Origin of the sequence: Actinomadura sp. 9N215, assembly GCF_044326345.1 — a bacterium.
Taxonomy (GTDB): Bacteria; Actinomycetota; Actinomycetes; order Streptosporangiales; family Streptosporangiaceae; genus Spirillospora.
Map to the genome: position 1 here is coordinate 65583 of NZ_JBIRBA010000029.1, position 18265 is coordinate 83847.

Sequence of the window (18265 nt, forward strand, 5' to 3'; positions counted from 1 at the left end):
GGTGCGCGATCTGCCCAACGAGCGGCTGATCCGCTGGTACACCACGATCGGCCTGATCGACCCGCCGCTCGGCCGGCGCGGCCGCACCGCCCTGTACGGGCCCCGCCATCTCCTGCAGTTGGTCGCGGTGAAACGCCGCCAGGCCGCCGGCCGCTCGATCGCCGAGATCCAAATCGAACTCGCCGCCGCCACCGACGCGACCCTCGAACGAATCGCCTCACTCCCGACCCGGCCGGCTCCCGCCTCCGGCCACACTGCGCACCCCGCTGTCAGGCGGGCCGACTCCGTCACCCAGGCGGCCCTGGAAGCCGACGGCGGCGGCCAAGCAGACGCCTCTATGGCCGGTCGCCCCGCCGATCCCGCAGGCTCCGCCGGTGGCTCAACACCCTTCGCCCCCGCTCCGACGGACTCCGTGGCAACGGAAGGTGAATCGGCGGGCCTCGCCGACCCCATGAGTCGACCGACTCGCCTCACCTCCGCCTCGACGGGCTCCACAGACTCGGCAGCGAGCGAATCGGGAGCGCCTGCGAACCCTGCGGCTGGGCCGATGAACCACACCGCCGCATCAGGAACCCCAGCAGACCTGGCGGGAACGACTGAACAGGAAGGCGAAACCTCCCGCGGAACCTTCTGGAGCACGCGTCCCGACGTGTCGTACAGCCGGGCGACCGTGGCCGACGGCCACCACCGACCACTTCCACCGATCGTCCAGGGTGTCCGGCTTGCGTCCGGCCTCACCCTGCTCCTGGACGTTCCCACCCTGAGCGGTGATGACCTCGCCGCCATCGAGAACGCCGCCCGCCCATTGCTCGAAACACTGCACCGACGCGGTCTTCTCGTCCCCGCGGAAAGCCCCGCGTTTCCATCCGCCGATCCTTCTCGGAGGTCCCAGTGACCGTGCGCATACTGCCGTTGCCCGAGACCGCGCCGCCGAAGCCCGACCACGGGCTGGGCGCGCTCACCACCGACAGGGGCAACCTGCCGCTCGACTCCGTCGACGTGCACGCCTCGATCACCGGGCTCGCCGCCGGGATCGAGGTCGTCCAAGGTTTCCGCAACCCCCACGACACGCCGCTGGAGGCCACCTACGTCTTCCCCCTGCCCGACCGCGGCGCCGTCACCGCCCTGCGGATGGAGGCCGCCGACCGGGTCATCGAGGGGACGCTGAAAGAACGCGGCCAGGCCCGGCAGGACTACGACACCGCGATCGCCGCGGGTCAGCGCGCCGCCATCGCGGAGGAAGACCGACCGGACGTCTTCACCATGCGGGTCGGCAACATCCTGCCGGGCGAGCGCGTGACGATCAGGCTGACGCTCGACCAGCCGCTGCCGCACGATTCGGCGTCCAGCGCGACGTTCCGCTTCCCCCTGGTTGTCGCACCCCGCTACATCCCGGGAGCGCCGCTGGACGGTGAGCGCGCCGGGGCCGGAGTTGCCGACGACACCGACGCCGTCCCGGACGCGTCCCGGATCAGCCCGCCCGTGCTGCTCCCCGGCTTCCCCAACCCGGTCCGGCTGGCCGTCACCGTCGACATCGACCCCGCCGGGCTGCCGTTGACCCAGATCCGCTCCGCGCTGCATGTGGTGGCCGAAGAGGGTGACGGCGAACGCACGACCGTCCGGCTACGGCCCGGCGAACGCCTCGATCGCGACTTCATCCTCCGACTCGACTTTGCCGCGCACGAGAGCGCGGCCCTCACACTGGTCCCGGACGAGTCCGGCGAGGAAGGGACGTTCAGCTTCACCGTGCTGCCCTCCGGGCAGACCCGGCCAAGCCCTCGCGACGTCGTGCTCGTCCTCGACCGTTCCGGCAGCATGCAGGGTTGGAAGATGGTCGCCGCGCGCCGCGCCGCCGCCCGCATCGTCGATACGCTCCGCACCGAGGACCGGTTCGCCGTCCTGTCCTTCGACAGCGTCGTCGATCGTCCCCGCGACCTCGGTACCGGGCTGGTGGACGGCACCGACCGCAACCGGTTCCGCGCGGTCGAGCACCTGTCCGCCCTGACACCGCGGGGCGGCACCGAGATGCTGGCCCCGCTCGACGAGGGCTGCCGCCTGCTGGGCGACTCCGTGCGTGACCGGGTGCTCGTCCTCATCACCGACGGCCAGGTCGGCAACGAAGACCAACTCCTCGCCCACCTCGAACCCCGTCTGTCGGGCGTCCGCGTCCACACCGTCGGCATCGATCAGGCGGTCAACGCAGGATTCCTGAACCGTCTCGCCGCCATCGGCCAAGGGCGTTGCGAGCTGGTCGAGTCAGAAGACCGCCTGGACGAGGTGATGGAGCACATCCATCACCGGATCGCCGCGCCGCTGGCGACCGGGCTCTCACTCCATCCCGACGGCCTGGAACTCATCCCCGATTCCGTCACACCGGCCCGGCTCGGCGCGCTGTTCCCTGATGTGCCACTGGTGATCGCAGGGCGGTTCCGCGGCAGCCCGTCGGGCTCGCTGTCCGTGCGCGGCACCGCGTCCGGCGGGACGGCGTGGGAGCAGCGCGCCACGGGCACCGTCACCAAGAACCCGGCCGCCACGTCCATCTGGGCCCGCGCGCACCTGCGCGAACTCGAAGACCGCTACACGGCCCGCGGCCTTGACGACCTGGAACAGCGCATCGTCGACACGTCGCTCCGCTTCGGCGTCCTGTGCCGTTTCACCGCGTTCGTGGCCGTGGACAGCCGAGTGGTCACCGACGGCGACGCTCCGCATCAGGTCGTCCAGCCGGTGGAGATGCCCCGGGGCTGGGCGGCGCCCACCGCCCTGCCGAGAACGATGCACGCCGCCTTCTCGGTCGCCACTCCGGAAGCTCCACTCGCGGCGGCGGCCGACGCCGCGATACTCCCTGCTCCTGAGGTCGCGCCACCGTTCGCGTATGGCGGTACGCCGCCGCCGTCTGGGCCGCCTACGCGGGGCTCCAGCCGTTCCTCTGGCGCGCCCGGCGCAGTCGCGATGTCACCACGCCGCGCCCGCAGCGCACCCGCCGCCACGGAGTTTCAGCAGGAACTGAGCGACGTGCTCGACCGTCTCCGCGAGGTCCCCGAAACGCGTGATCAGCGCGTTCAACACCTGCGGAGCGAGCTCCTTCCCGTCCTGGAATCGATCGTCCAGCGAATGGAGGCACAACACCTCGACACCGCATCCCTCACCGCGCTTCTCGACGACCTCCGCCGCCTGCACGCCGCATCGGACCAGTCCAGCGTCGACGAGCTATGGACCCGCGCACTCCAGGTCCTCGGCGACTTCGCCGGAGATCCCGCACCCCGCCGCCCCTTCTGGAAGCGCAACAGGTGAACCGGGCACTCGGCCCCCTCTGCTCCCGCCGGAGAGGGTCTTCCTCGCCATCGCCCCAGGATCACCAACCCATGCAAGCGCCGCATCTAGCCACCGGTGGTCCGGTGGGTCGGCCGGCTCGGGCGGGGCGGCTGTCCCGGACGGAAGCCCGACACGACCAGGTCGGAAGTCCGACACGACCAGGGCGGAAGTTCGACACGACCAGGGCGGAGGTTCGACACGACCAGGGCGGAAGTTCGACACGACCAGGACGGAGGTTCGACACGACCAGGACGGAGGTTCGACACGACCAGGACGGAGGTGAGTGACGAGTCGGCGCAATGTCTCGGAGGGACGTGGACGCAGAAAAGAGGGCGGGGACGCACTCTGGGTGAGTGCGTCCCCGCGTGTCATGGACAGATCGGTCAGGCGTGCTTGGGGCGGTAGCGGCGCAGGAGCGGCACCAGGTTCAGCGCCAAGCCGACCACGGCGACGGCGCCGACCAGGTTGACGCCCGGGTGGAACTCGCCGAAGCCGTCTCCCCCGGCGGCCGTTCCGCCCGCAACCAGGGCGGTGACCACCGCCAGGACGAGGGCGGCGCCGACCTGGCCTGACGTCTGGACGAGACCGGACGCCAGCCCCTGCTCGGAGTCGTCGATCCCGTCCGTCGCCTGGCCCATGATCGAGCTGAACCCGAACGCGAACCCGCCGCCCAGCAGGAGCATCGTCGGCAGGATCGTGAACAGGTAGTGCGGGGCGTTCCCGGCCGTGGCCAGGAACCAGCCGTAACCGAGGGTCAGCGACGTCATGGAGCTGATGATCAGGCGGGGCGTCCCGTACCGGTCGATCAGGCGGCCGACGAACGGGGAGCCGAAGGCCACGATGAGTCCGGCCGGCAACAGGGCCATGGCCATCTTCAGCGGCGACCAGCGCAGCACGTCCTGCAGGTAGAGCGTCATCATGAACTGGAAGCTCAGGTACGACCCGAACAGCGCGACGATGCTCAGATTGGCCCGGACGATCGATCCGATCCGCAGGATGCCGAGCCGGATCAGCGGGTGCCGAACCTTCTTCTCGGTGATGAAGAAGGCGGCCAGCAGGATCGCCGCCAGCGCGACCGAGCCCAGCGTGACCGGGTCGAGCCAGCCCCGTTCGGGCGCGGAGACGACGGTGTAGACGGCGAGCAGCATGCCGCCGGTGAGCGTGACGGCGCCGACGATGTCGTGACCGCCGCCGGCCGCCGGCTTGTCCCGCGGGATCAACGCGAGGCCTGCGACGAGGGCGATGACGGCGAGGGGCACGGGCGTCAGGAACGTCCAGCGCCATCCGAAGCTCGTCAGCAGTCCGCCGAGGATCAGGCCGGACGAGTAGCCGCTGGCGCCGAACACGGAGAAGACCGACAGCGCCCGGTTACGCGCGGGCCCCTCGTGGAAGGTGGTGGTCAAGATGGACAGGGCGGTCGGCGCGGTGAACGCGGCGGCCAGTCCCTTCACGAAACGGGTGGCGATCAGCAACGTGCCGTCGTTCACGAGCCCGCCCACCAGCGACGCGATGGCGAACACGGCCAACGCGGTGAGGAAGACCTTCCGGCGGCCGAGCAGGTCAGCGGTGCGTCCGCCCAGCAGGAGCAGCCCGCCGTAACCAAGGACGTAACCGTTCACGATCCACTGCAGCGACGTCGTCGAAAGGCCCAGCTCGGCGCCGATGGACGGCAGCGCGACGCCCACCATCGAGACGTCGAGTCCATCGAGGAACAACACGGCGCACAGGACCGCGAGGACTCCCCACAGCCGGGGAGTCCAGGTCTGTTCGGCCGGCGCGCTCTTGGCGCCCGGCGCACGGACGGCGGAGGCAGGTGAGGTGTCAGTGATAGTCACGTCGAAGCACAGTACATGCACATGCATCAAATGTCTACGCACTAAATTCCGTAGAATTTAATTCGAGTGCATCAGATGCGCGCACATGCTACGATGCGCGGCATGAAAGCGGAGGCTGCACTCGTCGACCGGTGGCGCGGGCTGGCGACCTGCTACAACTCGGTCGCCTGCGCCCTTGATCGCGCCCTCCAGGACGCCCACGGCCTCAGCATGAGCGAGTACGAGACGCTCGACCGCCTCGTCGACGCAAACTGTGAGAAGCGCCGCATGCAGGAGATCGCCGCGGCCATGTACCTCAGCCAGAGCGCCCTCTCCCGCACCGTCGCCCGCCTGGAGAAGCACGGGTACGTGCAGCGCGGCCTCTGCGAAGCCGACCGCCGCGGCGTCTTCGTCGAGATCACCGACGCGGGCCGCCGATGCCACGCCGAGGCCCGCGAAACCCACCTGAAGATCCTCGCCGAGTACCTGGCACCAGTGCCCTGACCTGGTGCTGGAGCAGGCACCTCCGGCTCGAGCACCTGACACCGGCACCTTGCTCCTACAGTCGAGAAGCACGCCCACCCAAGCGCCCGTCCACGTGGCGGCCGCGCGGCTCTGGCGTTGCCTAGGCCCTCAGGCCACGCGCACGTGTTTCGGCCCGCCGAGGTGATGGCGTGACCGCGCGGGTCAGAAACGAGGCGGCTCAGGAGTCGCTGTCAGCAAGCCTGCAGCGAACACCCCTCTTCCAAGATAGGAAGGGGGCCTGGACTGCGAGCCGCCTATCGGATCGAACCGATGACCTAGTTCATTACAAGCGAAGATCAACTTGGAGTGATCCAATCGCCGGCCATGCGCAGGAGTACCTACAGCGCTCCCACCGTCCACCACGATTGTCACTCGGTTAGTCACTCACCGCAGACCCCTTCATGGGAGCGAGTAACCGCGACGTGACAGTCCGTGCCATATTGGCAGGGCGCCAACACCATGCCCCGTTCCCACCGACCGGGAGCGTGCGCGACATCGCCGCATCGTCGCTACCTGCCTGGCGTCCCGTCCCACCGACCGCCCGTCTACCCAAGGCCTCCTGGAGGCCCTGAGCTAAGCTCGCGTCCGCCACCTTCGCGCCCTCCAACTCGACTCCTACAGCTGAGAGAAGGACGCACTGCCCAACCCATACCGTCGGACCGGCTCGCCGGGGGAGTTGGGAGCCAATGCCTACTGGTCTTGGTCAGCGGTGTCGGGGTCGCGGATTTCGCGGACGCCGGGGAGGGCCGAGGTCGGGTGCGGAAGGAGTAGGCGCCGATGACGTTGATGTGCTGCGTCCGAACGGTGACAGTCGGGCGCACCTTCGGTGCCATGCGTCGATAGGCCCTTTCCGCTGCGCCGTATGGCCGGACGTGTTCGGCCGTGATGTCCGGGCCGGTGCCATGAAAGCGCGGACGGTACAGCGCGAGGTGCCAACTACTCCGAGTCCAGAAAGTGCAGGTTCACGCGGACGGGACATGGACCGAGCTCGCCCGCAGCGATCTCACGTAAACAGGATATGTGAGACCCCGCGCCGCTCCTAGCGGCGCCCGGCGGCCCGTCGGAGCGGTTCGCGCCGTACCGCACAGATAACCTTTGCCGTGGCCGGGGTCATGCTCACCGTGGCGGTGGTACCGGCTTTCAGTCAGGCTGGTGGTCGTCAGAACGCTGGCTGGCGGCGCGGATTTCAGTGATGAGTTCGTCATCGCTTTTCGCCGGTGGTGAGGCGGGGGCTGCGCGGAACTCCTCGAGAAGTTGCTGCAGCGCTGTGGCTGTGTCCTCGTTTGGATGCCCAGAGGAGGGGGCGAGTGGAATCTCACTCATGGGTCGGGCCGTTTCCGGGTCGGTACCTGATCGCCAGCATCCCGGGAAGACGGACCACGTCGTAACAAAGAGCGGAGTGTGGCCAGGGCCCGGGAGATCTGGCTGCGTACTGTCGCTGGTGAACAGCCTAGGGCATCCGCGGTCTCACGCACGGTGAGGTGTTCCCAATAGCGCAGCACGGTGGCCGCGCGCTGCCGGTGGCCGCGCGCTGCCGGTGGCCGAGCCGGTCCAGAGCCGACGACAGCAGCGGGTGAGTGCCGATGCGATCCGGTTCAACCGGCTCGGGGTTCGGGAGTGTGGTCAACGAGGACCTCCCGTGACCACCGGGCGACCGGGCGACCGGGCGACCGCTGATGTAGGTGCGGACCATGACCGTAGGTAGCCGGCCAATTCTTCGCGGTTGTCCAACTGCGGCCACAGAAGGAACATCTTGACCAGGGTCTTCTGGGTTAGGTCGTCGGCCTCGAACCAGTCGCCGCACAGCAAGAAGGCCCTTCGTCGCAGCTCGGACCGGACCTGCTTGACGTATTGAGAGAAACCATCGTCGGGGTTCGGTTCCACAGGGCACCTCAAGATCTTGAGCCATCGATGCAACGGTCAGCGATGCATGACGCGTGTAAGACGGTGAGGCCGACTGACTCCTGTGTTGACAAGTAAATCGAAAGCTACTGACAGAACAGTCCGGCCGACCATCGTGGAAAACCCTGAACCGCGCGTGGCCGTCAGAAGCGAAGCAGAAGGGAGCCGAGGTACACGCTTCCGCATTCATGTCCCGGGCCAAGCCATCCCGACGCTGGGCAGCGTCCAAACCAAAGCTCGCCCCATGGCAAGGACTCTGTAGTCATGTAGTCCGCCTGGCCACAGGCAGCCGCATGAGCGGCCGCGACACGTTCGCGATGACCCCGTGAATTCACCTGCTTCCGAAAGAGGAAATCCATGCCGCGAATTCGTTCCACCATGGTACGTACGCTGGTTGCCGCTGCCGCGGTGACCACATTCGCCGGAGCCCTGACGGCCGCTCCAGCATCCGCCGAGACCGCGGCCGAGGCCACGGTCCTGCACAGCCAGATCTCCCCGAGCAGTCTCAGGTCGTCCCCGCCAGGACGCTGCAACTCCTGGGAGGACGGCGCCATCGCCTTCTACGCCGGGGTCTGGTGGGAGTGCAGGTTCGCGCCCTCCATCGGAGGATTCTGGTGGGTGCCGCAGGGTTGACGTGCCCGGCAGCACCTAGACCCGCCAGCGGTTCGATGGACCCCGCACCCTCGATCGAAGGTGCAGGTCCATCGGCCTGACAGGCGTTGAGCGTTTTCTCCGTTCGCCAACACTGAAGACCGGCGTCGGCGCATGCGAAGTAGAGTGCAGGCGACGCAACCGCGACCTCAAAAGGGCGGAAATGGAGAACAGCGAGTCGGGGCCGATACACACACCCCGCTACCTCCGGACCATCACTGCTGCCGATGACCTGGCCAGGCGGATGGGGCATTCGCACGCTGGCGTGGAGCATCTCTTCTTGGCTCTACTGCGCGATAAAGATGGGCTACCGACCCAAGTACTGTCGACAAAGATCGATCTCGATGACCTCGACGCCGAAATCGTCGCGCTAATGACCTCCGCGGAGTATCTAGGCTCGAGTGACGACGAGACCGAGCCCTGAGGCAGCCCGCTTTACTCCCTGAACAGGAACCCTCGTCCAGGTCGCCGTTCTCGCCGAGCGCTTCAGCTTCGCCGTCGGCACTCCGCCCAACCTCGACTGCGCCAAACTGTGGGTCGAGCTGGCCGGACCGGTGGCGCTGCGCGGCTTGGACGAGATCGCCGACATCCTCGCCCCACCCAATGACCCGCAGACCCGGCCGCCAGCAAACACCTGCCGGGATGCGAACAGCGCGGGCACCTGGACCTACCGTCCGCCCCCAGCGGCCGACCCGGCTGGCCCCTCTCGCCCTCCGCCTCGGACATCCGGCACCCGTGTGGACCTTGGGGCCGCGTGTCCGGCAAGGTCCACCACCTGACCGCCGCCCGCGTGTGGGGCATCCTGCGGGAACTGGAGAGGGCAGGCATCCTCACCTTGGCCGACAAAGCTTGCCAAGGGCCGAGGCCTCGATGATCATCACGCCCTACAACGGCATGGACAAACCGAAGTCGCAGAAGCAGGCGAACCGGTCGCACGCCAAGCTCCGCGGTCCGGGCGAACACGCGAACGCCGCGCTCAAGTCATGACGGATCTTGCACAAGCTGCGCTGCAGCCCGGGCGAAGTCGGCCACATCGTCAAGGCCATCGCCGTCCTACAAAACCACCGCGTCACCCACTCCACCCGAATGAAATGAGCTCGGTGCATCCGTCACACGGACGGCGCGGGCCACGGGCATCACCTCGGTCGCCTCGGACGGCAGAAGCCAGGCGACCGAGGTCGCTCCGTCTGACGGGTGAGGCTCCCCACTGACTGGCCGACAGAGAATGGCCAGGGAGACCACACCTGCCTCATGTTCTTGTAGACGCCCGTCAGGCGGTCAGGCTCGACCTTCACGCCGGTTTCCTCGAATACCTCACGGACGACGCCTTCGAACGGTGTCTCGTCCAACTCCAGGACACCACCGGGCGGTGCCCAACGCCCGTCGTCGGCACGCTTGAGGGCGAGGACGCGTTCGTCGTCTCGAACCACGATGCCCGAGACGCTCACCGAGTGGCGAGGCCGCGGGAGATGCGCCACAGTTTCGTCTCCGTGTTGTCGGACGCGGGCGTGCCCATCGAGGAGATCTCGCAGCGGGCCGAGCACAAGAGCACCGAGGTGACCGAGACCGTGTACTGGCACCAGATCCGGCCCGCCCTGCTCGGCGGAGCGGAGGCGATGGTGTTTCTGGAAGAAGACCGCGAGTCTTAGTCGCTCAGTTGGTCACTCACTCGTTAGCAAGGGCCCGTTCCGAAGATCGGAACGGGCCCTTGACCTGGAGCCGCCTATCGGAATCGAACCGATGACCTATTCATTACGAGTGAATCGCTCTGCCGACTGAGCTAAGGCGGCGCGCCGTGCGGGGCACGGCTGGGTGAAGTCTACCGGGTCTCCGGGGGTCGGCGTGCACTGGTTATTCAGCGGCAGGTGGTGCCGTCCTTGGGCGGGGTGGCGGTGAGCAGGTACTTGTCGGCGGCCTCGGTGATGCAGTGGTTGCCCTGCAGGTAGGCGGTGTGGCCGTCACCGTCGAAGGTGAGGAGGACGCCGCTGGTGAGCTGGTCGGCCAGGCTCTGGGACCACTTGTACGGTGTGGCGGGGTCGCGGATGGTTCCGATGACGACGATCGGAGCGGCGCCCCTGGCGGTGATGGGTTTCGGCTGTTGTTCGGTCTGGACGGGCCAGTAGACGCAGGGCAGGCCGCCCCAGACGACGAAGGGGCCGAAGCGGGGCGCGGCCTTCTCGGCTTCGGCGGCCGACTTGCCGTAGGTGTTGAGGTCCGGGGGGTTGGGTTTGTCGACGCAGTTGATGGCCATGTTCGCGTCGGTCTGGTTGCTGTAGGCGCCGTTCGGCTTGCGTTCGACCATTTCGTCCGCGAGGGCCAGGAGCATGGTGCCGTCGGAGTTCTGGGTCGCCTGGGTGAGGGCCTGGCGGAGGACGGGCCAGTACTCCTTGACGTAGAGGGCCCTGGCGATGCCCATGACGGCCAGGGACTCGGTGACCTTGCGGGGGTCGCGAGTGCTCTTGAGCGGTGTCTTGTCCGTCTTGGTTAGGAAGGACGAGACGCTGGCCAGGACCGCGTCGACGGAGTCACCGAAACGGCAGAAGCCTGCTTTGATGCAGTCGGCGGCGAAGGCGCGCAGAGCCGTCTCGAAGCCCTTGGCCTGTTCGATCAGCATTTCGGTCGAGGACAGCCTGGGGTCGACGGCGCCGTCCAGCACGAGGGCACGGACGTTCTTAGGGAACTGTTCGGCGTAGGTGGCGCCCAGGTAGGTGCCGTATGAGGCGCCGTAGTAGGTGAGCTTGGGGTCGCCCAAGGCGGCGCGTAGGACGTCCATGTCGCGGGCGGCGTTGAGCGTGCCCACGTGAGGGAGCTCGGTTGGCGCCTTGGCCTTGCAGTTCTGGGCAAACTCCTTGCCTTCGGCGCCGAGTGCGTTCGTCTCCTTCTGGTCGTCCGGGGATGCGTCGGTGGCGAAGAAGTCGTCGAGTTGCGGGCCGGTGTTGCAGCGGACCGGGTCGCTCTTGGCGACGCCGCGGGGGTCGAAGCCGACGATGTCGAAGCGGCGGCGCAGGTCGTTCCCGAACGTCCGGGCCGCCTGGCGGACGAAGTCCGTACCGGAACCGCCTGGGCCGCCAGGATTGGTGAGCAGAGAACCTATGCGGTCGGATTCGTCCTCGGCGGGGAGCCTGACGACGGAGATCCCGACCTTTCCGCCGGACGGTTTGGTGTAGTCGAGGGGTACCTGGACGGTCGCGCATTCGAATCCGTCCCCGCAGTCCTTCCAGGACGGTTTCTGCTTGTAGAACGATTCGAGGCCGGACGGAGCGCTCGCTGACGCGGTCGCCCTTTCGCCGCCGTCGTCGCTGCATCCGGTGACCGTCGCCATCGTCAGCACGGTGGCCACACTGATGAACTTCGCTGCCCGCACCTGGGACCCCGTCTCGTCGTAGCGCCACGTACGCCGCCGCCTACGCTACGTCGACATCGTGGCCGGGGCTACTTCTGTCCGTAGTCGTGTTCTATCCCGTCGAGCAGCCAGTTGAGGCCCCGCTCGAAGTTCACGCGCCCGTAGAGGCCCCGCTCGAAGACGGGTTTGAGGTGAGGGAACTCGCCGCTCTCCAGAAGCGAGCGGATGTACTCCCGTTCCAGCAGGCTGGTGTGGGCGCGCTCCAGGCCGTTCTCACCGATGTCGTTGACGTGCTGTTCCCGCACCGTGTAGCCCAGCATGTAGTGGTCGAGGGTGGTGATGATGGCCACCATGCTCTCTGGGTCGTCGGTGAGCAGCGCGGCGGCGGCCAGGGATTGCTCTGCATGACGCAGACCGTTCGGCCCTACGCGCGGGGAGCGGTGGGCGAGTTCGAGCATCCAGGGATGCCTGAGGCCGGCCTCGCGTTCCTTGAGGGTGATCTGGAGGAACGCCTCGCGCCAGTCGTCCGGCAGATCGCCCTTGATCAGCACCTCCTCCGCGACCTCGTCGTACATGAGGTCGAAGAGGTCTTCCTTCGTGTCGATGTGGGTGTAGAGGCTCATCGCGCGCACGCCCAGTTCGCTCGCGACGCGGCGAATCGACGCGGCGTCCAGGCCGTCGGCGTCCGCGACCTTGATCGCGGTCTCGACGATCGCCTCGCGCGTCAGCTTCGGCCGGCGCCCGCCGCGGGGGCGCGTCCAAACGTCGCCTGACCTCGCTGAACCTGCCACATCAAAGATCTTACGCGATACACCGTATCGATACGGTGTACGGATTCGGCGATACGGTGTACGGTAGTACCGATACGGCGTACGGAAACGAAAGGCGGCCGGATGACCAGCACAACGACCGCACCGCCTGCCGACCAGGAGGGCATCGACCCGCGCCTGCGCAACCTCGCGGTCGTCGTGTTGCTCGGCGCGATCATGACGGTGCTCGACTCCACGATCGTCAACGTCGCGGTCGCGTCGCTCGGCAGGGACTTCGGCACCTCGCTGTCGACGATCCAGTGGGTCGTGACCGGTTACACACTCGCGCTGTCCATGGCGATCCCGCTGACCGGGTGGTCGGTGCAGCGCTTCGGCGCCCGGACGATGTGGCTCGTCTCGCTCGGGCTGTTCATCGGCGGGTCCCTGCTGTGCGGGCTCGCCTGGTCGATCCCGTCACTGATCGCGTTCCGCGTCCTGCAGGGCCTCGGCGGCGGGATGCTGATGCCGGTCGGGCAGATGATGCTCGTCCGCGAGGCCGGGCCCGGACGGATGGGCCGCGCGATGAGCATCGTCTCCGTGCCCGCGATGCTCGCGCCGGTGCTCGGCCCGCTCCTCGGCGGCGTGATCGTCGACAATCTGAGCTGGCGCTGGATGTTCTTCGTCAACGTCCCATTCTGCGCGATCGCGATGTTCGCAGCCCTGCGGATGCTGCCGCGCGACAACGAGCGCAGCGCGGACGCCCGGCTGGACGCCCTCGGCATACTGCTGCTGTCCCCCGGCCTGGCGGCCCTGGTGTACGGGCTGTCGGAGGCCGGGAACGGGGCGAGCCTCACCGGCGCGCGCTTCCTCGCCAGCGTCATCGCGGGAGGGGTCCTGGTGGCGGCATTCGTCGCGCACGCGCTGCGCAAGGGCCAGGGCGCGCTCATCGATCTGCGCCGACTGCGCACCCGCGCGTTCACCGCCGCCACCGGAGGGCTCTTCCTCTACTGCGGCGCGATGTTCGGCTTGATGATCCTCATCCCGCTGTTCGCGGTGATCGTCCGCGGCGAGTCGGCCCTGGAGGCGGGCTGGCTGCTGGCGCCGATGGGCGTCGGCGCGATGATCACGATGTGGCGGACGGGACGGCTGGTCGACAAGTTCGGCGGACGGTGGTTCGCCGTGGGCGGCACCCTGTGCGTCCTCGCCGGCGCCCTGGCGCTCACCACGCTCGCCCCGGAGACCGGGCGCGGCATGATCATGGGCACGATGTTCGTCGTCGGTCTCGGACACGGCATGATCACCCCCAGCCTGATGTCGATCGCCTATCAGGGCCTGCCGCACGAGACCGTGCCCGCGGCGACAACCGGCGCAAACATCCTGATCCGCGTCGGCAGTTCGTTCGGCACCGCGGCGATGGCGGTCGTCCTGCAGATCGCCATCCGCGGCGAGATCCCCGGCGCGTCCGGCAACCTGGCCGACGCCGCCGCACGACACACGGCGGAGACGCCCACGCTCCTCACGAACGCCTTCACCGAGACGTTCTGGTGGGCCGCGGCGATCCTGCTCCTCGCCCTCATCCCGATCATCGCCGTCCCCCGCAAGCCGAGGCCGAAGGAGGTCCAGCTGACGAAATGAGCACACACCGCCGGACGCCGAGCGGCTGGTGGGTGGACGTTGAGAGCCTCGACCTGGCCAGCCTCAACGCCGAGGGCCCGGCAGGACGGGTCGCGCGGCTCGACGGCCATCGGGGGGGCGGCGCGTGGCCAAGGCTGTATCAGGCGGGGTTATGCGAAAGGCAGGTCGTTGTCCGGAGGGGGCGGGACTGGGTGGGTTCGCTCGAAATAGGTGGGGGGGTCGGGAAGGTTGCCCAGGCATGACCACATCGCAGAAGACCAGGATTCGGGTCGAGAAGAGCGGCAAGCGCGTCCGGGCTTATCTGGGCGGTCGCCTGGTGGCCGACACCACGGGTCCGTTCCTGGTGTGGGAGATCCCCCACTACCCGACCTACTACTTCCCCGAGGCGGACGTCCGGGCCGAACTCGTCGAAGACGGGCCGGGCAAGCGGTCGCCGAGCCGAGGCGACGCGACCGCCTACACGGTGAGGGTGGACGGCGCCGAGGCTCCGGGCGGTGCGCTCCGGTACACGGAGTCGACCATCGAGGAGCTGCGCGGTCTCGTCCGCCTGGACTGGGACGCGATGGACGCCTGGTTCGAGGAGGACGAGGAGGTCTTCGTCCATCCGCGCGACCCGTACACGCGCGTCGATGTCCTGACGGCTTCGCGGAACGTGCGGGTCGAGGTGGACGGGGTAACGGTCGCGGAGTCGTCCAGCCCGCGGCTGCTGTTCGAGACGGGCCTGCCGGTGCGCTACTACCTGCCGAAAACGCACGTCCGGATGGACCTGCTCGAAGCGACCGACACGGTGACGCGCTGCCCGTACAAGGGCACCGCCGAGTACTGGTCGGTGCGCGCGGACGGCACCGTCCACGAGGACCTGGCGTGGTCGTACCCGACCCCGCTGGACGAGAGCCGCAAGATCGCCGGGCTGGTCTGCTTCTACAGCGAGAAGGTCGACATCTTCGTCGACGGGGTGCGCCAAGCCCGCCCAGTTGCGCGGTGACCGTGCGCCATCCGTGTTGTCCAAGGTAGATCTTGCCGCCCGGAAGGGCGGCGGGCGGGCCGCTGATGATCCTGCGGGCGGGCCGCTGATGATCCTGCCAGGTTGAGCCGTCGCCTGGTCTGGCGGTTCGCGGATGGCCCTCGGGTTGACCTGCGGTGAGGGAGATGGGGGCGGCTGAAGCGAGAGGGGAGGGTCGGTTCGCAATTAAGTCGGGATGAAGGGTGGGTTCTGGTTGGTGGTCGTCGCGTAATGCGTCAGGAGGGCTGCGAGTTCCTTTGGGCGGCTGAGCGCGACGCAGTGCCCGCTGGTGATCTCGTCCGGGACGATGTTGAGGCGCTCAGGTACCAGCCTGCGCAAGAATGCGGGCGGGAAGAAGCGATCCTGGTCGCATAGGACGAATTTCGTTGGCACGTCAGGCCAGGTCTCCAGTGGCCAGGGCGCGTTCATGGCGGCCGCGGACGGGTGCGCGCGCTCCATGCTCATCGCCTGCTCGGCCAGTTCGCGCGGCACGTCCTGGTAGAAGCTGACGTACGGGTCGTCGTTGCCGGTCGCGCCGCCGTCCAGGGCGGCCTGCTCCCGGGCGGCTTCGGCGTAGCCGGTGTTGCTCCACCAGTCGCGAGGTGCCTCACCAGGGGAAGGGATCATGGCGGCGACCAGGACCAGGACGTCGGCCCGGAGCCGGTCGGCGACCAGAGGCGCGGTGAATCCGCCGAACGAATGTCCGACGACGGTGAGATCCTTTCGGTCGCCGACAGCGTGGACCACGGCGTCCGTGTAGTCGGTGAGGGTCGCGGAGTCGTCGTCGCCCGGGAGGTCGGGGGCGACGGTGTCATGCCCGCGGGCGCGCAGCTCGGCTTCCACCAGATGCCAGTACCAGCCGACGTCGCCACCGCCGTGGATCAGAACGAACGTACTCATTGATGGTCCTTCGTCTTGTAGGGGCCGTCGTGCAGGACGCCCCGCACCAGGTCATGAGTGATCTCTGCGGGAAAGTACGTCATCCACCAGGTGGCGCCCGCCGCGACGTACGGCTCGGGGGCGGTGCCGGGTGTGAGGGCTACGGCGATGTCGTACGGCGTCGTCGCGGGCCCCGCAGGTCAGTGAGCGTCACGACGATCTCGGCGAGCTGGTCGGGGTGTTCGAGGTCGAGGGGGAAGAACCCGTCGTGGCGGGCGGCTCGGCGTAGGGGCCTGATCCGTCCTGGGTAGCCGGCGACCCACACCGGCACCCGTGGTCGCTGAACCGGACGGGGAAGGAACCGAATCCCGTCGACGGTGTAGTGCTCGCCGCGGTGGTGCACCGGCTCGCCTGTCCAGGCGGTGATGAGGACGTCCAGCACCTCGTCCAGCATCTGACCGCACAGCCGGTCGTCGCGCGTTCGCCGGCTTCGTCGCTCGGGGCGAGCTCGACCGTCACCTGCGCCGCCTGCGCGCTCGGTACCGCCACCGCCGCGATCTCGTGCTCGACGAGCTGGCCCACGCGCTGCCCAAGGCCGCGGTCCGAGGCCGCGGTCCGAGGCCGCGGTCCGAGGCCGCGGTCCGGGGCATCGCCGCCGGGCTGCACGCCACCGTCGAGCTGCCCGAGGACTACGACGGACAGGCCATCCTCGACCAGGGCCGCCGCCGGGGGATCGTCCTGAGGACGATGCGCGATTTCTGGATCCCACCGAGCGCTGGCGTCCCGGCCCTGCTGATCGGGTATGCGCAGATTCCCGTCCCGGCCATGCCTACTGCGGTTCCGTGCCCTTGCCGATGCCGTCCGGGCGACGCATAAGGGCTGAATTGTCGGGCCCGAATCGGCTGCTCAGGTGGCCGGCGGCCCATGGCCGATGGCGCTGAGAGGGTGGCGGAGCGCTGGTGACGCGGGTTACAGCGTCGGATGGGACATCGCGCGATGGTGTGATGCCTGTCGCGTTTCCGGTCGGAGGTCTTGAACACCTCCTTACGGCTCCGTAGGTTACGCAATCGTAAGTTAGCGCCGCCATCGGGAGGAACCTTTGGCCACCGCATCGCGACGCCCGGGCCGCTCCGCCGCGACGCCTCGTGCGACACGCCGGGGCATCGAGGCGGCCGTCCGTCACCTGACGACGCCGCTCCTGCCGGAGGACTATCTCGGGCTGCTGAACCCGCTGTGGTCCGCGGCGGATCTTCGGGGACGGGTCGAGGCCGTCCGGCATGAGGCGCCGGGCGCGGCGACTCTGGTGATCAAGCCGGGGAGAGCGTGGCGGGGGCATCGGCCGGGGCAGTGGGCCAAGGTCGGCGTGGACGTGGGCGGTGTCCGGCATTGGCGGACGTTCTCGCTGTCGTCCCCGCCGCGGCGGGACGGGCGGATCACCATCACGGTCAAGGCCGCGCCGGGCGGTTTTGTCTCCGCGCACCTGGTCAGAAGTGTCCGGCCTGGCGCGATCGTCCGGCTCGGTGCGGCGGACGGCGACTTCGTGCTGCCCCCGGACGTCCCCCGCAAGCTGCTGTTCGTGACGGCGGGGAGCGGGATCACGCCGGTCATGGCCATGCTGCGGCAGCTCGGCGGCGCGTCCGACGTCGTGCTCGTCCACTCGGACCGGACGGCCGGCGACGTCATCTTCGGCGCCGAGCTCCGGGCGATGGGGCGGCTGCGTCTGCATGAACGGCACACGGCGGCGGACGGACGCCTCAAGCCGTCCGACCTGCCCGGCATCTGCCCCGATTGGGCGGAGCGGGACGCCTGGGCCTGCGGCCCCGGAGAGATGCTGGACGACCTCGCCGCACACTGGCACGCCGCCGGAGCCGGGGACAGGCTGCGCATCGAACGTTTCCAGACGACCCTGAACAGCACCCGGACAAGCACCCGACGTAGAACAAACCCCAGCGACGGAACAGGCCCCATCGGCGACGGAACAGGCCCCACCGGCGACGGAACAGGCCCCACCGGCGACGGAACAGGGCGCACCGGTGACGGATCAAGGACCGGTGACGGAACTAGGACCGGTGACGGAACAAGGGCCGGTGACGGAACAAGGGCCGGTGACGGAACAGGTGTCGGCGGCAGGACAGGGGGCGGCGGCGGGGCGAGTGGCGGAGACGGGATAAGGGCTGGGGGCGGGCAAGGCGCCGGTGGGGGGCGTGTGATGTTCGTCAGGAGCGGCGTCGAGGTCGATGCGGACGGCGACACGCCGCTGCTCGTGGCCGGAGAGGACGCCGGTGCGCTGCTGCCGAGTGGATGCCGGATGGGAATCTGCCACAGCTGCGTCGGCCGCCTCTGCTCCGGCCAAGTCCGGGACCTGCGCACCGGAGAGGTGCACGGAGAAGAGGGCGACATCGTCCAGACCTGTGTCTCGGCCGCCGCCGGGCCCGTGGAAATCGAACTCTGA

The 18265-nt window shown here is 68.5% G+C and carries 17 protein-coding genes, 1 tRNA gene and 1 pseudogene; 10 read left to right on the forward strand and 9 right to left on the reverse strand.

Annotation, left to right across the window (positions count from 1 at the left end; all coding sequences use genetic code 11):
• Window position 1: 1 nt before the first annotated feature.
• Together ACH34T_RS35770 and ACH34T_RS35775 are read left to right on the forward strand one after the other, a co-directional pair.
• On the forward strand, window positions 2-895 hold the full coding sequence (locus tag ACH34T_RS35770; protein WP_396025404.1) for a MerR family transcriptional regulator: 894 nt from the start codon (window positions 2-4) through the stop codon (window positions 893-895).
• Complete coding sequence (locus ACH34T_RS35775) at window positions 892-3291, forward strand: VIT domain-containing protein (RefSeq protein ID WP_396025405.1); 2400 nt, start codon at window positions 892-894, stop codon at window positions 3289-3291. The genes ACH34T_RS35770 and ACH34T_RS35775 overlap by 4 nt, the downstream gene beginning before the upstream one ends.
• A 404-nt stretch (window positions 3292-3695) precedes the next feature.
• On the opposite strand, the gene ACH34T_RS35780 is transcribed toward ACH34T_RS35775, so the two are convergent.
• The gene (locus ACH34T_RS35780) at window positions 3696-5147 is read right to left on the reverse strand and encodes an MFS transporter (protein WP_396025406.1); all 1452 of its coding nucleotides are present in this window, start codon (window positions 5145-5147) and stop codon (window positions 3696-3698) included.
• A gap of 102 nt (window positions 5148-5249) precedes the next feature.
• On the opposite strand from ACH34T_RS35780, the gene ACH34T_RS35785 reads away from it, so the two are divergent.
• Window positions 5250-5630: a MarR family winged helix-turn-helix transcriptional regulator gene (locus ACH34T_RS35785; protein WP_396025407.1), complete on the forward strand. Its 381-nt coding sequence runs from the start codon at window positions 5250-5252 to the stop codon at window positions 5628-5630.
• A gap of 1340 nt (window positions 5631-6970) precedes the next feature.
• Here ACH34T_RS35785 and ACH34T_RS35790 read toward each other — a convergent pair.
• Both ACH34T_RS35790 and ACH34T_RS35795 read right to left on the reverse strand, forming a co-directional pair.
• Window positions 6971-7159 (reverse strand): annotated as a pseudogene (locus tag ACH34T_RS35790) (RNA polymerase sigma factor); the annotation flags it as partial.
• 115 nt (window positions 7160-7274) lie between these two features.
• Window positions 7275-7535: an RNA polymerase sigma factor gene (locus tag ACH34T_RS35795; protein ID WP_396025408.1), complete on the reverse strand. Its 261-nt coding sequence runs from the start codon at window positions 7533-7535 to the stop codon at window positions 7275-7277.
• A 426-nt stretch (window positions 7536-7961) separates the two neighbouring features.
• On the opposite strand from ACH34T_RS35795, the gene ACH34T_RS35800 reads away from it, so the two are divergent.
• Together ACH34T_RS35800 and ACH34T_RS35805 are read left to right on the forward strand one after the other, a co-directional pair.
• The gene (locus ACH34T_RS35800) at window positions 7962-8186 is read left to right on the forward strand and encodes a hypothetical protein (RefSeq protein ID WP_396025409.1); all 225 of its coding nucleotides are present in this window, start codon (window positions 7962-7964) and stop codon (window positions 8184-8186) included.
• 181 nt (window positions 8187-8367) lie between these two features.
• Window positions 8368-8628: a Clp protease N-terminal domain-containing protein gene (locus tag ACH34T_RS35805; RefSeq protein ID WP_396025410.1), complete on the forward strand. Its 261-nt coding sequence runs from the start codon at window positions 8368-8370 to the stop codon at window positions 8626-8628.
• Window positions 8629-9340: 712 nt separating this feature from the next.
• On the opposite strand, the gene ACH34T_RS35810 is transcribed toward ACH34T_RS35805, so the two are convergent.
• On the reverse strand, window positions 9341-9748 hold the full coding sequence (locus ACH34T_RS35810; RefSeq protein WP_396025411.1) for an NUDIX domain-containing protein: 408 nt from the start codon (window positions 9746-9748) through the stop codon (window positions 9341-9343).
• On the opposite strand from ACH34T_RS35810, the gene ACH34T_RS35815 reads away from it, so the two are divergent.
• A complete protein-coding gene (locus tag ACH34T_RS35815; protein WP_396025412.1) occupies window positions 9656-9853 on the forward strand; it encodes a hypothetical protein in 198 nt (65 codons plus the stop codon). The two genes, ACH34T_RS35810 and ACH34T_RS35815, sit on opposite strands and share 93 nt — an antisense overlap.
• Before the next feature lie 65 nt (window positions 9854-9918).
• Here ACH34T_RS35815 and ACH34T_RS35820 read toward each other — a convergent pair.
• The 3 genes from ACH34T_RS35820 to ACH34T_RS35830 form a co-directional block, all read right to left on the reverse strand.
• Window positions 9919-9994: transfer RNA gene (locus ACH34T_RS35820), tRNA-Thr, on the reverse strand.
• 65 nt (window positions 9995-10059) lie between these two features.
• Complete coding sequence (locus tag ACH34T_RS35825) at window positions 10060-11568, reverse strand: alpha/beta hydrolase (protein WP_396025413.1); 1509 nt, start codon at window positions 11566-11568, stop codon at window positions 10060-10062.
• A gap of 68 nt (window positions 11569-11636) precedes the next feature.
• A complete protein-coding gene (locus tag ACH34T_RS35830; RefSeq protein WP_396025414.1) occupies window positions 11637-12338 on the reverse strand; it encodes a TetR/AcrR family transcriptional regulator in 702 nt (233 codons plus the stop codon).
• A gap of 102 nt (window positions 12339-12440) precedes the next feature.
• Between ACH34T_RS35830 and ACH34T_RS35835 the strand changes: the two genes are divergently transcribed.
• Window positions 12441-13931 carry an MDR family MFS transporter gene (locus ACH34T_RS35835; protein WP_396025415.1) on the forward strand — a complete coding sequence of 497 codons (1491 nt, stop codon included), beginning with the start codon at window positions 12441-12443 and terminating at the stop codon, window positions 13929-13931.
• 238 nt (window positions 13932-14169) lie between these two features.
• A complete protein-coding gene (locus tag ACH34T_RS35840; RefSeq protein ID WP_396025416.1) occupies window positions 14170-14916 on the forward strand; it encodes a DUF427 domain-containing protein in 747 nt (248 codons plus the stop codon).
• Between the two features lie 204 nt (window positions 14917-15120).
• On the opposite strand, the gene ACH34T_RS35845 is transcribed toward ACH34T_RS35840, so the two are convergent.
• On the reverse strand, window positions 15121-15834 hold the full coding sequence (locus tag ACH34T_RS35845; protein ID WP_396025417.1) for an alpha/beta hydrolase: 714 nt from the start codon (window positions 15832-15834) through the stop codon (window positions 15121-15123).
• A gap of 139 nt (window positions 15835-15973) precedes the next feature.
• On the reverse strand, window positions 15974-16267 hold the full coding sequence (locus ACH34T_RS35850; RefSeq protein ID WP_396025418.1) for an LLM class flavin-dependent oxidoreductase: 294 nt from the start codon (window positions 16265-16267) through the stop codon (window positions 15974-15976).
• 107 nt (window positions 16268-16374) lie between these two features.
• Here ACH34T_RS35850 and ACH34T_RS35855 point away from each other — a divergent pair, with 107 nt between their 5' ends.
• Complete coding sequence (locus tag ACH34T_RS35855; protein WP_396025419.1) at window positions 16375-16689, forward strand: hypothetical protein; 315 nt, start codon at window positions 16375-16377, stop codon at window positions 16687-16689.
• A 223-nt stretch (window positions 16690-16912) separates the two neighbouring features.
• Window positions 16913-18265: a ferredoxin reductase gene (locus ACH34T_RS35860; protein ID WP_396025420.1), complete on the forward strand. Its 1353-nt coding sequence runs from the start codon at window positions 16913-16915 to the stop codon at window positions 18263-18265.